The organism is Thermus thermophilus, assembly GCF_019974155.1.
Taxonomy (GTDB): Bacteria; Deinococcota; Deinococci; order Deinococcales; family Thermaceae; genus Thermus; species Thermus thermophilus_C.
The window spans coordinates 977,999-991,386 of the sequence record NZ_AP025158.1; the positions used below are offsets into that span (position 1 = coordinate 977,999).

The 13,388-nt window shown below is 67.7% G+C and carries 11 protein-coding genes and 3 pseudogenes; 3 read left to right on the top strand and 11 right to left on the bottom strand.

Translation table 11 applies throughout. From position 1 onward, the window contains the following. Window positions 1–8 precede the first annotated feature (8 nt). On the top strand, window positions 9–2,426 hold the full coding sequence (locus TthTMY_RS05285) for a cation-translocating P-type ATPase (protein WP_096412893.1): 2,418 nt from the start codon (window positions 9–11) through the stop codon (window positions 2,424–2,426). A gap of 26 nt (window positions 2,427–2,452) precedes the next feature. Further along, a pseudogene (locus TthTMY_RS11775) lies at window positions 2,453–2,542 on the top strand (signal transduction protein); the annotation flags it as partial. A gap of 54 nt (window positions 2,543–2,596) precedes the next feature. Here the strand turns inward: TthTMY_RS11775 and TthTMY_RS05295 are convergent. The 11 genes and pseudogenes from TthTMY_RS05295 to TthTMY_RS05345 form a co-directional block, all read right to left on the bottom strand. Continuing rightward, a pseudogene (locus TthTMY_RS05295) lies at window positions 2,597–3,010 on the bottom strand (universal stress protein); the annotation flags it as partial. Between the two features lie 3 nt (window positions 3,011–3,013). Beyond that, entirely contained in the window at window positions 3,014–4,735 is a 1,722-nt protein-coding gene (locus tag TthTMY_RS05300) for a ribonuclease J (protein WP_223903509.1), read from the bottom strand. A 56-nt stretch (window positions 4,736–4,791) separates the two neighbouring features. Beyond that, on the bottom strand, window positions 4,792–6,933 hold the full coding sequence (gene pnp, locus TthTMY_RS05305; protein ID WP_223903510.1) for a polyribonucleotide nucleotidyltransferase: 2,142 nt from the start codon (window positions 6,931–6,933) through the stop codon (window positions 4,792–4,794). Between the two features lie 61 nt (window positions 6,934–6,994). Further along, window positions 6,995–7,264 (bottom strand): 30S ribosomal protein S15, encoded by a 270-nt coding sequence (gene rpsO, locus TthTMY_RS05310; protein ID WP_096410538.1) that lies wholly within the window; start codon window positions 7,262–7,264, stop codon window positions 6,995–6,997. Between the two features lie 34 nt (window positions 7,265–7,298). Continuing rightward, window positions 7,299–7,928 (bottom strand): annotated as a pseudogene (locus TthTMY_RS05315) (MFS transporter); the annotation flags it as partial. Then, on the bottom strand, window positions 7,925–8,395 hold the full coding sequence (locus TthTMY_RS05320; RefSeq protein ID WP_096412900.1) for a hypothetical protein: 471 nt from the start codon (window positions 8,393–8,395) through the stop codon (window positions 7,925–7,927). The pseudogene TthTMY_RS05315 and the gene TthTMY_RS05320, both read right to left, overlap by 4 nt. A gap of 55 nt (window positions 8,396–8,450) precedes the next feature. Beyond that, window positions 8,451–10,139 carry a ba3-type cytochrome C oxidase subunit I gene (gene cbaA, locus TthTMY_RS05325; RefSeq protein ID WP_096410539.1) on the bottom strand — a complete coding sequence of 563 codons (1,689 nt, stop codon included), beginning with the start codon at window positions 10,137–10,139 and terminating at the stop codon, window positions 8,451–8,453. A 3-nt stretch (window positions 10,140–10,142) separates the two neighbouring features. After that, window positions 10,143–10,649: a ba3-type cytochrome C oxidase subunit II gene (gene cbaB, locus TthTMY_RS05330; protein ID WP_011173203.1), complete on the bottom strand. Its 507-nt coding sequence runs from the start codon at window positions 10,647–10,649 to the stop codon at window positions 10,143–10,145. A gap of 2 nt (window positions 10,650–10,651) precedes the next feature. Then, window positions 10,652–10,756, bottom strand: coding sequence for a ctochrome c oxidase polypeptide 2A (cbaD, locus tag TthTMY_RS05335; protein WP_008632613.1), 105 nt, complete (start codon window positions 10,754–10,756; stop codon window positions 10,652–10,654). A 185-nt stretch (window positions 10,757–10,941) separates the two neighbouring features. Then, window positions 10,942–11,532 (bottom strand): GTP-binding protein, encoded by a 591-nt coding sequence (locus tag TthTMY_RS05340; RefSeq protein ID WP_223903511.1) that lies wholly within the window; start codon window positions 11,530–11,532, stop codon window positions 10,942–10,944. 6 nt (window positions 11,533–11,538) lie between these two features. Continuing rightward, the gene (locus TthTMY_RS05345) at window positions 11,539–12,030 is read right to left on the bottom strand and encodes a roadblock/LC7 domain-containing protein (RefSeq protein ID WP_096410540.1); all 492 of its coding nucleotides are present in this window, start codon (window positions 12,028–12,030) and stop codon (window positions 11,539–11,541) included. A 17-nt stretch (window positions 12,031–12,047) separates the two neighbouring features. On the opposite strand from TthTMY_RS05345, the gene TthTMY_RS05350 reads away from it, so the two are divergent. Next, complete coding sequence (locus tag TthTMY_RS05350) at window positions 12,048–13,373, top strand: M20/M25/M40 family metallo-hydrolase (RefSeq protein WP_096410541.1); 1,326 nt, start codon at window positions 12,048–12,050, stop codon at window positions 13,371–13,373. Window positions 13,374–13,388: the final 15 nt, after the last annotated feature.

Below are 13,388 nucleotides of genomic sequence, written 5' to 3' on the forward strand. Positions count from 1 at the left end.
TAGGGATGATGCTGGGCCTCACTTCAGAGGAGGCGGGGAAAAGGCTTAGGGTCCACGGGCCAAACGCCTTGCCCGAGCGCCCTCCTCCGCCTTTTTGGCGCAAGGCCTTGCGCCAGCTTCAAAATCCGCTCGTCTACCTTCTGCTCTTTGCCTTCGTCCTGGAGTTTTTGCTCTGGTTCTACGAGGGAGGGCGGGGCGCGCCCCTAGAGGCCTTGGCCATCCTGGCCATCCTCCTTCTCAACGCGCTCCTCGGTGCCTTCCAGGAGAAGCGCTCCGAGGAGGCCTTGAAGCGTCTCAAGGCCTTGGCCGAGCCTTCCGTCTGGGTCTTGAGGGACGGAAGGTTTCAACGCCTTTCCGCCCGCGGGCTCGTCCCTGGGGACGTGGTGCGCCTCGAGGCCGGCGACCGCGTCCCCGCAGACGGCGTCCTCCTGGAAGGGAGCGGCCTCTCGGTGGACGAGAGCGTCCTTACCGGGGAGAGCGTCCCCGTGGAGAAGGGGGTAGGGGAGGAGGTCTTCGCCGGCACCTTGGTGGTGCGGGGAAGGGCACTGATGGAAGTGAGGCGCACCGGCTTGAAAAGCGCCATGGGGCGCATCGCCCACCTCCTTGCGGGGATGGAGGAGGAGAGAACCCCCCTGGAAAAACGCCTGGAGGCCTTTGGCCGCCGGGTGGCCCGCTGGGTTTTCCTCCTCGCCTTCTTCCTTGCCTTCTTAGGCTTCCTGGTGGAGGGGTTTTCCGCCAAGGTGGTCCTCTTCGCCGTGGCCCTGGCGGTGGCGGCGGTGCCCGAGGGGCTTCCCGCGGTCCTCACCCTGGCCTTGGCCCTGGGGGTGGAAAGGATGGCCCGGCGGAAGGCGGTGGTGCGGCGCCTCTCGGCGGTGGAGGCCCTGGGAAGCGTCACCGTCATCGCCACCGACAAAACGGGCACCCTCACGGAGAACCGCATGGAGGTGGAGCGGGTGGTGGGGCCCGACCTCGAGGGGGCCCTCCTCGCCATGGTCCTCTGCAACGACGCCGATCCCGCCACCGGGGCGGGGGATCCTCTGGAGCTCGGCCTCCTCCGCCACGCCCATGCGAGGGGCCTGGACGTGGAGGCGCTGAGAAAGGCCTACCCCCGCCTTTCCGAGCGCCCCTTTGACAGCGCTTGGAAGTTCATGCGGGTCACCACTTCTCTGGGGAGCTTCCTCAAGGGCGCCCCGGAGGCCCTTGTTCCCCGCCTGGACCTGTCCGAGGAGGAGAAGCGGCGGCTTCTCGGAGAGGCCGAGGCCCACGCCCGGGAGGGCTACCGGGTCTTGGCCTTGGCCTTCGGGGAGGGGGAGAGGGAAGAGGGGCTTCGTTTTCTGGGCTTTGTCCTCCTGCTGGACCCGCCCCGCCCCGAGGTGCCCGAAGCGGTGGAGCGGGTCCAGAGGGCGGGGGTGCGGGTGGTGATGGTCACCGGGGACCACCCGGCCACCGCCCTCGCCATCGCCCGGAGGGTGGGGATTCCGGCGAAGACCGTGGTCATAGGGGAAGAGATCGGGAAGCTTTCCGAGGAGGAGCTCCTGAAGGTGGACGTCTTCGCCCGGGTGAAGCCCGAGGACAAGCTTCGCATCGTGGAGGCGTTCCAGAGGGCTGGGGAAGTGGTGGCCATGACCGGGGACGGGGTGAACGACGCCCCGGCCCTCAAGCGGGCGGATGTGGGCGTGGCCATGGGGCAACGGGGCTCGGACGTAGCCCGGGAGGTGGCGGACCTGGTGCTTCTGGACGACAACTTCGCCACCATCGTGGCCGCCATAGAGGAGGGGCGGAGCATCTACGAGAACATCCAGAAGTTCCTGCGCTTCCTCTTCTCCACCAACCTCTCCGAGGTCCTGGTGGTGGCCTTGGGGATGGTCTTCGCCGCCCTCTTGGGCCTCCGCGACGAGGCGGGGCACCTCCTCCTCCCCCTCACCGCCGTGCAGATCCTCTGGATCAACCTCATCACCGACGGGCTTCCCGCCCTAGCCCTGTCCTTGGACCGGAACCCCGGGGTCCTGGACCGCCCCCCCCGACCCAAGGAAAGCCCTCTCCTAGACGGGCTTTCTCTCCGCTTCGTCCTCCTCACCGGCACCCTCAAGGCGGGGGTCGCCCTGGGGCTTTTGGGGTTCCTTCCCGGGGCGGTGGGCCTCGAGGCCGCCCGGAGCGCCACCTTCCACTTCATGGCCATCGGCCAGCTCTTCTTCGCCTACGCCGCCCGGCATACCCACATCCGTCCTCTCCCCAACCCCTACCTGCACGGGGCCGTGGCCCTAGGGATTCTCGTGCAGCTCGTCCTGGGGACCCTGGGGCCTGGCCTCCTCGAGGCCGTCCCCTTACCTCCTTGGACCTGGGGCCTGGTGCTCTTCAGCGCCCTTTCGGCCTGGGGGCTGGCGGAGGCGGTGGACCGGGTAGTATGGCGAAAGGAGGCCAGATGAGGGAGGACATCAAGGTCAAAGACCTCATGACAAGCCCGGCGGTGGGCGTCCCCTTGGGGACCACCTTGGACCAGGTGGCGGCCTTGATGCTGGAAAAGCGCATCGGCAGCGTCCTGGTAGTGGACGAGAAGGGGAAGCTGGTGGGCATCGTGACCGAGAGCGATTTCCTCAACGGGCTTGGGGCTCCTCCGCGCCACCTCCCGGGCCACGCTCCCCAGGAGGAGGCGGTCCAGCCCCGTGCGCCCGTGGGTGCCCAGGACCACGAGGTCGTGCTTTTCCGCCTCCTTCAGGATGACCTCCGCCGCCAGGCCCTCCAGGAGGTGGGCCTCAAAGGCTAGGCCCAGCTCCTCGGCCATGCGGGTGGCCCGGTTCAGGGCGGCAAGCCCCTCCTTGCGCAGGTCCTCCACCAGCTCCTGGTAGTAGGGGAGGGCTTCCGGGCCCAAAAGAAGCCTCGGCCCCAAGGGCTCCAGGGCGTAGAGGAAGGCCACCTTGGCCTTCAGGGCTTGGGCCAGGCGGAGGCCCTCCCGCACTCCCCTCTCCGCCGCCTCGCTTCCGTCCGTGGGCAGGAGGATGGACCGATACATCCCTCACCCCTCTATGACCACGGGCAGGATCATGGGGTCCCGGCCCGTGGCCTTCTTCAGGAACTTCTTCACCGGGTAGTAGATGTCGTCCCGGATGCGCTCCAGGGGCTTCTTTTCCCGCACCCCGTTTTTCAGGGCCTCGAGGGCCATGCGCCGGACCTCTCCCAAGAGCTTCTCCCCTGCCTTCACGAACCCCCGGGAGACCACCTCCACCACGGGCTCCTCGTCCGCCAAGGCGGTGATCACCACCAGGCCCTCCTCGGCCATGTGGCGGCGGTCGGCCAGGATCTCCTCGGTGATGTCCCCCACCCCCAGGCCGTCCACGTAGAGGACCCCGTGGGGCACCTCCCCCGTCTTCTCAAAGGTCTCCCGGGTGAGGCGGTAAACGGCCCCGTTCTCCCCGATGAGGGTCTTCTCCGGGGGGCGGCTCATGGACTCGGCGAGCCACTTGAAGTTCACCTGGTGCCGCACCTCCCCGTGCCAGGGCAGGAAGAAGCGGGGGGTGGTGAGGTTGAGGATGAGCTTCAGCTCCTCCTGGGAGGCGTGGCCCGAGGCGTGGACCTTGTAGGTGGGGGGGTAGAGGACGTAGGCCCCCAGGGCGTAGAGGCGGTTGATGACCCGGTTCACCGCCTCCTCGTTCCCGGGGATGGGGCTTGAGGAGAGGATCACCGTGTCCCCGGGCTTGATGGCCATCTTGGCGTGCCCCTCAAAGGCCAGGCGGTGGAGGACGGACATGGGCTGGCCCTGGCTCCCCGTGGCCAGGATGAGGACCTGGTGGTCGGGGAGGTCCTTCACCTCCTCCAGGGTGTAGAGGCGGTCCTTCACCTTGAGGTAGCCGAGCTCCAGGGCGATGCGGCTGAACTTGAGCATGCTCCGCCCCTCCATGGCCACCTTCCGCCCGTACTTCTCCGCCGCCCAGATCACGGACTGGATGCGGTGGATGTGGCTGGCGAAGGTGGTGACGAAGACCCGCCCCGGGGCGCGGCCGATGACCCGGTCCAGCTCCTTGGCGATCTCCATCTCGCTTGGGGTGTAGCCGGGCCTTTCCGCGTTGGTGGCGTCGGCGATGAGGAGCAAAACCCCTTCCGCCCCCGCCTGGGCCACCTTGGCCAGGTGGGAGACCTTCCCGTCAATGGGGGTGGGGTCCAGCTTGAAGTCCCCCGTGTGGACGATGGTGCCGATGGGGGTGCGGATCACCACCCCAGAGTTGTCGGGGATGGAGTGGGTCATGCGGAAGAGGTCCAGGGTGAAGTACCGCCCCACCTGGATGCGGTCGTCGGGGGAGATCTCCTTCAGGTTGAAGGCCCCGGGCCTCAGGCCGAACTCCTCCAGCTTCCCCCGTAGGAGCCCCAAGGTGAGCCTCGCCCCGTAGATGGGCACCGGGCTTTCCTTGCCGAAGATCATGGGAAGGAGGAAGGGCAGTCCCCCGATATGGTCCTCGTGCCCGTGGGTGAGGACCCAGGCCTTGATCTTGTGGCGGTTCTCTATGAGGTAGTCCACCCGGGGGATGAGGAGGTCCACCCCGGGCATCCCCTCCTCGGGGAAGGCGAGCCCTCCGTCCAGGACGAAGATCTCGTCCCGGAAGCGGAAAACGGTGATGTTCTTGCCGATCTCCCCCATCCCCCCCAAGGGGATGATCTCCACGTAATCCTGGGGGCCGCCCTGGGACCCCTCCTGGGGCTTCCGCCGGCGCCTCCTCCTCGGCTTCCGTTCCTGGTTTTCCATACGCCTCCCATCTTCCCGGCCTGGCCGGGACGCGCGTTAGGTCAGGCCCCCAGGGGTTACTTGCGCCGCCTGGGGGGGATCTTGCCTTCCAGCTCGGGGCGGATCAGGTCAATCTTGCCCCGCTCGTCAATGCGGTGGACCTTGACCTTGATCACGTCCCCCACCTTGAGGTGGTCCTCCACCCGCGTCACGCGGCCCGGGGCGATCTGGCTGATGTGGAGAAGCCCCTCGGTGCCGGGGAAGAGGCTGATGAAGGCGCCGAAGGGGGTGATGCGGGTGACGGTGCCCTCGTAGATCTCGCCCACCTTGGCCTCGCGGGTGAGGTCCTCTATGCGCTTCTTGGCCTCCAGGGCGGCCTCGAGGTCGCTGGAGTAGATGCGCACCGTCCCGTCCTCCTCAATGTCCACCTCCACCCCAAGCTCCTCCAGGGCGCGCACGTTCTTGCCCCCGGGGCCGATGACGAGGCCGATCTTCTCCACGGGCACCTTGAGGGAGAGGATCCTTGGGGCGAAGGGCTTGAGCTCGGGCCGGGGGGCGGGGAGGACGGTCTCCATCAGGTCCAGGATCTTGAGCCTGGCCTCCCGGGCCTGGAGGAGGGCCTCCTTCAGGACCTCGCGGGGAAGGCCCCCCACCTTGTTGTCCATCTGCAAGGCGGTGACCCCCTTGCGGGTCCCGGCCACCTTGAAGTCCATGTCGCCGAGGGCGTCCTCGAGGCCCAGGATGTCCGTGAGGATCACCGCCCGGTTCCCCTCCCACACCAAGCCCATGGCCACCCCGGCCACCGGGGCCCGGATGGGCACCCCCGCGTCCATGAGGGCGAGGCAGCCGGCGCAGACCGTGGCCATAGAGCTAGAGCCGTTGGACTCCAGGACGTCCCCCACCACGCGGATGGTGTAGGGGAAGTCCTCCTCCTTGGGCATCACCGCCTTGAGGGCCCGCTTGGCCAGATTGCCGTGCCCCACCTCGCGGCGGGAGACCCCCCTTAGGCGCCGCACCTCCCCGGTGGAGAAGGGGGGAAAGTTGTAGTGGACGAGGAACTTCTCCGTCTCGTCTATGCCCAGGTCGTCCAGGATCTGCTCGTCCCGGCCCGTGCCCAGGGTGACGGTGCCCAGGACCTGGGTTTCGCCCCGGGTGAAGACGGCGGAGCCGTGGGCCCGGGGCAGGACGTCCACCTCAATCCAGATGGGCCTGAGGTCCTTAGGCCCGCGGCCGTCCGCCCGCTTGCCCTCCTCGAGGACGAGCCTTCTGAGCTCCCTGCGCACCACCTCGTCAAAGGCGCTCTTGTAGAGGGGCTTCTTGCCCTCGTCCGGGGTGCCGTCCTCCCCCTTGGGGAGGGCCTCGGCGATGAGGCGTTCGGCGAACTCCGAAAGGGCCCGGCTCCTTTCCCCCTTGCTCGCCGTCTGCAGGACCTGGGAAAGCCCCCGCTCCAGGGCAAGGCGGTAGAGGGCCTCCTTCTCCTCCTCGGGGAGGCTTTCCGGGGGGGTCCAGGCCATCTTGGGTTTGGCGAGTTCCCGGGCCATGGCCTCCTGGAGCTCCAGGATGGGCTGCATCTCCTTGTGGGCGAACTCCAGGGCCTGAACCAGGGTCTCCTCGTCCACCTCCCCGGCCTCCGCCTCCACCATGAGGATGGCCTCTTTGCTCCCCGCCACCACCAGGTCCAGCTGGCTTTCCTCCAGCTCCTGCAGGGTGGGGTTCAGGACGAAGCTCCCGCCGATGAGGCCCACCCGCACGGCGGCGATGGGGCCCTCCCAGGGGATGTCCGAGAGCATGAGGGCGGCGCTCGCCGCGATGGGGCCCAGGATGTCCGGCGGGTTCTTCTGGTCGGCGGAGAGGACGGTGACGATGATCTGGACCTCGTGCCGGAACCCCTTGGGGAAGAGGGGCCGGATGGGGCGGTCCGTCATGCGGGCGGAGAGGATGGCCTTCTCCCCGGGACGCCCCTCCCGGCGCATGAAGCTCCCCGGGATCTTCCCCACGGCGTAGTGCCGCTCCTCAAACTCCACCGTGAGGGGGAGAAAGTCGGCCTCCACCGGTGTCTCCGAGGCTTGGGCCGTCGCCAGGACCACGGTGTCGGCGTAGCGGACCAGGACGGACCCCGAGGCCTGTTTGGCGTACTTGCCCGTCTCCAGGACGAGGGGCCGCCCCGCCAGGGTGAGCTCGTAGCGGTGGGCTTGGGGGACATTGGATGTACCTTCCATGGCGCTCCTTCCAAAAGCGAAGGGCGGAGCTTTCGGCCCCGCCCCCGACCTGTTCCCCAGTTTAACCCCGGAGGCCCAGTTTCTCAATAAGGGCCCGGTACCGCTCGGGGTCCTCCCGCTGCAGGTAGCGGAGGAGCCTGCGGCGCTGGCCCACCATCATCAGGAGGCCGCGGTGGGAGTGGTGATCCTTCTTGTGGACCTTGAGGTGCTCGGAAAGCCGATTGATCCTCAGGGTAAGGAGCGCCACCTGGACCTCGGTGCTCCCCGTGTCCCCGGGGAAACGGGCGAACTCCTGAATGACCTTCTGCTTCTCTTCCTTCGTGATGGGCATGTTTTCCCTCCGTCAGGCGGGAAGGCGCTTTAAGCCCCTTCCTCCTCGAGGCGGTCTCCCGCCAAGCCTTACCCAGGATAGGCCCTCCTCCCCGTCCCGTCAACCAGGAAGACGGCGTCTCCCGCACGGCGAAGAGGAGGAGGAAGGCCAAGAGGGCGGGCAGGGCGGAGAGCCAGAAGACGCCCCGGAAGCCCAGAAGGGGCAGGAGAAGGAAGGCCAGGAAGGGGCCTAGGGTGGCCCCGAGGGTGTCCAGGCTCCGGTGGAGGCCGTAGGCCCGGCCCAGGGCCTCTTTGGGGGCGCTTTCCGCGATGAGGGCGTCCCGGGGGGCGGTGCGGAGGCCCTTTCCGGTCCGGTCCAGGAAGCGGTAGAGGAGGACGTGGAAGGGGGTCTGCGCCAGGGCCAAGAGGGGCCGGAACAGGGCGGGGAGGCCGTAGCCCAGGAGGAGGAAGGGGCGCCTTCTCCCGAGCCGGTCGGAAAGCCTCCCCCCCACCACCTTGAAGAGGCTCGCCGTGGCCTCCGCCACCCCTTCCACCAGCCCGATTGTCCCGGGGCCTGCTCCGAGGCTCGCCAGGAAGAGGGGGAGGAGGGGGTAGACCATCTCGCTCGCCACGTCCATGAGGAAGCTCACGGCGCCGAGGAGGTAGACCAGAGGAGGAAGCCTCACGGCCGGGCCCTCCAGAGGAGCCCGAGAAGGAAGGGCTCCGGGACGGTCATCAGGAGGGAGAGGGGGTCCAGGGGGGCGGGGGAGAGGAGGGCTAGGCCCTGGGAGGTGGGGAAGGGAAGGGGCAGGGTGCGGGTGAGGAAGAAGAGGAGGAGGAGGGCTGAGGAGAGCCCCACCCCGAGCCGCCACACCAGGGGGGCGAAGGGGGGGTCCTCCCCGGGGTACATGAAGCGGAGGAGGACGAGCCCCAGAGCGTAGGTGGCCTTGAGGGCGAGGAGGACGAGGAAGGCCTGGCCGTAGAAGTAGTACTCGCTCACGAGGCCGTACCGCACCGCCTCGGCCTCCGAGACCCCGAGGGCGCTCCCGCAGAGCCCCTCCCCCAGGGTTTCCGAAAGCCCAAGCCCTAGGAACTGGAGGAAGAAGGGCAGGACCTCGAGGGCCGCGATGGCGTAGGCGCGGGCGAGGAGCATCCCCAAAAAGTCTCCCCCTCCCTGGGGGAGGGGGTCAAGGGACAAAGGGCCTAGGCTACCAGAGCCGCCACCCCGGCACGGGGTTGAGGTGGCTGAAAAGCTGCACCAGGGTGGGCCCGTAGGCCAGGACCACGAGGATTGCCGCCACGGCGAACCAGAAGCCGATCCGGTCCATGGCCTGGACGAGCCTGCGGTCCTCGGGGCCGGAGAGGACCTCGGCGAAGGGAAGGGGGGCTTCGGCGAGCTCCACGCGGCGCTCCCGGCCCAAAAGGACGCTGAAAAGCCCGTAGATGAAGAGGAGGAGCGCCACCAGGAGGACGATCCCCGCCAGGACGTTGAACACCATGGGGACCGCCGCATGGGAGTAGGCGTCCGGCACCTGGGCGATGTAGGTCCGCCGGGGCACGTTGAGAAGGCCCTGCCAGTGGAGGCCCACCGCCATGACCATCATGCCGAGGAACCAGAGCCACACCACCGCCAGGCCGAGCCGCCTTTGCGCATCGGAGATGGGCTTGCCCGTGAGGTTGGGGAGGAGCCAGTAGAGGGAGCCCATGGCGGTGAGGGTCACGAGGCTCGCCACCTGGAGGTGGAAGTGGCCGGGGACCCAGGCGGTGTTGTGCACCACATAGTCCAGGGTGAAGCTGGCGTTCACGATGCCCCCGGCGCCCCCGGGGATGAAGCCGAGGAGGCCCAGGACCGGGGCCACGAAGGCGGGGTTGTCCCAGGGGAGGGTCCGGATCCAGCCGAAAAGCCCCTTGCCGCCCCGCATGCGCCCCGCGAACTCCAGGCTCGCCGCGATGGTAAAGGCGGTCATGAGGCTCGGCACGGCCACGAAGAGGGTGAGGACGGAGTGGATCATCTTCCAGGTGGGGTCAATCCCGGGGTCGGCGAACTGGTGGTGGAAGCCCACGGGGGTGGAGAGGAGGAGGAAGAGGAGGAAGGCGAGGCGGGCCATGGGGTCGGAGACCAGCTTCCCCCCGGCCTGCTTGGGAAGGATGGTGTAGATGATGGCGTAAGCGGGCAGGAGCCAGAAGTAGACGATGGGGTGGCCTGTCCACCAGAAGAGGGTGCGGGCGATAAGGGGGTCAACGCCCTGGATCAGGCCGAAGGACCAGGGCAGGAGGAAGAGGACCGCCTCCAGCACGAGCCCGATGGAGGCGAGGAACCACATGAGCCAGAAGACCACGGCCATGTAGGTGACCAAGGGGGTCACCTTCCCCGGGTTCTCCGCCTTCCAGCGCCGCCAGAGGTCCAGGACGAGGTAGATGCTCACCCAGGTGGAGAGGACGAAAAGGCTCGCCCCCAGGTAGAAGGCCCAGTGCCCCTTGAGGGGCGGGTAGAAGGTGTAAAGCACCGTGGCCTCGTTGGCGAGAAGGGGAAGGGCGGCCACCACGAGCCCGATGAAGGCCATCCACCAGGAGAGCCACATGAGGCCCATGTTGGGCCGCATGTTCAGCTCTCTAGCGGGCAGGTAGACCATGATGGCCTGGGCGAAGAGCTGGGTGAAGACGATGGCGTTCAAGACCCCGTGCAGGGTCAGGCCCTGGTAGTAGGACTGGACGAAGGGAAGGAGGCGCTTGAGAAGGGGATAGGCGTCCACGTTCCCGTAGTTCAGGGCCTGGAAGGGGCCGAAGAGGCTTCCCACGATGAGGGCGAGGAAGCCCAGGACCAGGAAGTAGAGGGTCGCCTTCTTCTCCGGATAGGCCTCGTAGATCCGGCCGATTTCGCCGCTACGCACCGCCATGGCTCACTCCTTCACCACGATCGTGCCGAACATGTTCTGGTGGCCTAAGCCGCAGTACTGGTTGCAGATGATGCGGTACTCCCCGGGTCTTTTGAAGGTGTAGCGCACGGTGGAGACCTCGCCCGGGAGCACCTCCACGTTGATGTTGGTGCCCTCCACGTGGAAGCCGTGGATCACGTCCGGGCTCGTGATCTTGAAGACGATCTCCGCCCCTTGGGGCACCTCAATGGGGTTCGGCTGGTAGCCGAAGGCAAAGGCCAGGACGTAGACCGTGTACTGGTTGGGGCCGGTCTGCACCACCGCCTGGGCCGGGTCGGCCCAGGGGCCTTCCTGCCTTACCGTGGTGGGGTCCACGCGCTCCAGCTTCCCCGCGGGGATGACCCCGGCGGTGTGGGTGGCCAGGGTGTAGGCGATGAGGGCGATGAAGACGAAGAGCATCGCCAAGGAGAAGGCGAGCCACCCCTTCTCGTAAGCCAGGATCGCCTTGTGGGCCTTGTGCTCGTCCACCATACCTACCCCCTAGCGAAGAAAACGGCGTACACCCCCAGCCAGAAGACCAGGATGGTGAGGGTCAAGACCAGGATGACCGCCAGTGCGCCTTTGGGTTTTTCCTCCATACCCCTCCTCCCTAACGGCGGGTGCCGTATACGGCCTCTATGGTAGCGGAAACCGCGTTTTGCGGTGAGGTACATTTGTCCCTTGGACAAGGGACTTTTTGGGACATTTGTCCCTATAAAATCCGGGATACGGGTGGGGAGTAAAAAGGGGGCGGGGTCGCCCCGCCCCCGGGCCCCTGGGCCGCTTAAGACCCCCCCGCCACGCGGGCGAGGACCAGGCGGCTCACCTCCTTGAGGGTCTCAAAGACCCCCTTGCCCTCGGTGGCCACCGCCTCGAGGACGGGAAACTTCCCCTCAGGGTCCACCACGGCCCGGACCATCTCCACCGGCAGGGCGTCCGGCAGGTCCCGCTTGTTTACCTGGACGACGATGGGCACGTCGTCCAAGGTCAGGCCGTACTCGGCCAGGTTCTCCCGCATGTTGCGCATGCTCTCGGCGTTGGCCCTAAGGCGGTTCGGCGCGGAGTCGGCCACGAAGACGATCCCGTCCACGCCCCTCAGGATGAGCTTGCGGCTTGCGTTGTAGAACACCTGGCCCGGCACGGTGTAGAGGTGGAACCGGGTCTTGAAGCCCTTCACCTCCCCGAGGTCCAGGGGAAGGAAGTCAAAGAAGAGGGTGCGCTCGTCCTCCGTGGCCAGGGAGACCATTTCCCCTTTGCGCCCCTCGGGCACCTTGCTGTAGATCCATTTCAGATTGGTGGTTTTTCCGGAGAGGCCGGGACCGTAGTAGACGATCTTGAAGTTGATCTCCCGGTTGGCGAAGTTGATGGTGCTCATGGGGGGTTAGTTGCGGAGGAGGTCGTCCAGGAGGGCTTCTGCCCCTTCCCGGTACTCCGTGTCCAGGGCGAGGCGGGGAGGGTTGGCCAGGGCCTCCTCGGCGATGCGGGCGAGGGCCTCTGCGGCCCGCTTGCCGTGGAGCTTCACCTTGCCGAGGGGCGCGGTCTCGTCAAAGACGAGGACGAGGAGGGCGTACTCCCCGGCCTCGTCCACGTAGAGGCCCATCCTCTCTCCCTGGTGGACCTCCTCTTGGAAGCGGGCTTCGCCCAGAAGCTGGGCCAGGGCCTGGGTGGCGGCGGCGTTCCCCGCCACCAAGGTGGCGAGGGTGTCCAAGGGAGGAGGCTTGGGGGCCCAGAGGGCCTCCTTGTGGGCGAGGACGAAGCCCTTGCGGTCAACGAGGAAGGCGTAGCGGGCGCCCGTTTCCCTTAGGGTCTCCTCGAGGACCTCCACGGCCCGCTCGTAGGGGGCGCCGTAAAGGACCAGGGAAGGCTCCACCATAGTATGCTCAGTCTACCATGGAGGCCTGGATCGCGGAGGCGAAGGCGCTCCTTGCCGAGCTCGTGGCCGTGCCCTCGGTGAGCGCCGAGGGGAAGGCCCTTCGGGAAGGGGCGGAAAAGGTGGCCGAGGTGCTGGAGGGCCTGGGGCTTCGCGCCGAGCTTCACGAGGGCTACGGCCCCCCTGTGGTCTTCGCCGAGGAGGGGGAGGGGGAGAGGACCCTCCTCTTCTACAACCACTACGATGTCCAGCCCCCGGACCCCCTGGAGCTTTGGGACACGGACCCCTTCGTCCTCGCCGAGCGGGAAGGGGCCTGGTACGCCCGGGGCGCCCACGACGACAAGGGGGAGCTCGTGGCCCGCGTGCTGGCCCTGAGGCTCTTCCAGGAGAAGCACGGCTTCCTCCCCCGGGTGAAGTTCGTGGTGGAGGGGGAGGAGGAGGTGGGAAGCCCCCACCTCGAGGCCTACGTGGCGGACAAGCGGGACCGCCTGAAGGCCGAGGCCATCCTCTGGGAGGCGGGAGGCGTGGACGCCAAGGGCAGGCCCTACCTCTACGCCGGGCTCAAGGGCATCGTGGCCCTGGAGCTTAGGGTGCGCACCGCGGCCTTTGACCTCCACTCCTCCTACGGGGCGGTGGTGGAAAACCCCATCTACCGCTTGAGCCGGGCCCTGGCCTCCCTTCGGGACGAGGAGGGGCGGGTCTTGATCCCGGGCTTCTACGCCAAGGTGCGCCCCCTCACCCCCTTGGAGATGGAGGTCTTGGCCGAGATCCCGGACGAGTCGGAGGCCCTTCGGGAGGCCTTTGGCGTGAGGGACTTCCTGGGCGGGGCGAGGAACTTGGACTTCAACCAGCGCCTTTACACGGAGCCCTGCGTGAACTTCAACGGCTTCCACGCGGGCTACGGGGGCCCCGGGTCCAAGACCGTCCTCCCCGCGGAGGCCCGGGCCAAGCTGGACTTCCGCCTCGTCCCCGACCAGGACCCGGAGGAGGTGCCGGAGCTCCTTCGGCGTCACCTCGAGGCCCAGGGCTTCCACGACGTGGAGGTGGTGATCCTGGAGAAGGGGGAACGCCCGGCCCGCTCCGACCTCGCTCACCCCTTCGTGGCCCTGGCGCGGCGGGCCCTGGAGGAGGCCTTCGGGGAAAAGGCCGTCCTCTACCCCAACATGGCGGGCTCGGGGCCCATGCACCCCTTCCTCCACCACCTCAAGGCCCCGGCGGTGGGCCTTGGGGTGGGGTACCCGGGAAGCCGGGTGCATAGCCCCAACGAGCACATCCGCATCCGGGACTTTGAACGGGGGGTGCGGGCCCTCCTGCGCCTCCTGGAGCTTTTCTTCCTGGGCCGGTAGGCCTTACCCTCTTGG

Coding starts and splice junctions, on each gene's coding strand:
- TthTMY_RS05285 (WP_096412893.1), top strand. CDS start 9: ATGCTGGGCCTCACTTCAGAGGAGGCGGGGAAAAGGCTTAGGGTCCAC.
- cbaA (WP_096410539.1), bottom strand. CDS start 10,139: ATGGCGGTGCGTAGCGGCGAAATCGGCCGGATCTACGAGGCCTATCCG.
- rpsO (WP_096410538.1), bottom strand. CDS start 7,264: ATGCCCATCACGAAGGAAGAGAAGCAGAAGGTCATTCAGGAGTTCGCC.
- TthTMY_RS05300 (WP_223903509.1), bottom strand. CDS start 4,735: ATGGAAAACCAGGAACGGAAGCCGAGGAGGAGGCGCCGGCGGAAGCCC.
- cbaD (WP_008632613.1), bottom strand. CDS start 10,756: ATGGAGGAAAAACCCAAAGGCGCACTGGCGGTCATCCTGGTCTTGACC.
- cbaB (WP_011173203.1), bottom strand. CDS start 10,649: ATGGTGGACGAGCACAAGGCCCACAAGGCGATCCTGGCTTACGAGAAG.
- TthTMY_RS05350 (WP_096410541.1), top strand. CDS start 12,048: ATGGAGGCCTGGATCGCGGAGGCGAAGGCGCTCCTTGCCGAGCTCGTG.
- pnp (WP_223903510.1), bottom strand. CDS start 6,933: ATGGAAGGTACATCCAATGTCCCCCAAGCCCACCGCTACGAGCTCACC.
- TthTMY_RS05345 (WP_096410540.1), bottom strand. CDS start 12,030: ATGGTGGAGCCTTCCCTGGTCCTTTACGGCGCCCCCTACGAGCGGGCC.
- TthTMY_RS05340 (WP_223903511.1), bottom strand. CDS start 11,532: ATGAGCACCATCAACTTCGCCAACCGGGAGATCAACTTCAAGATCGTC.
- TthTMY_RS05320 (WP_096412900.1), bottom strand. CDS start 8,395: ATGCTCCTCGCCCGCGCCTACGCCATCGCGGCCCTCGAGGTCCTGCCC.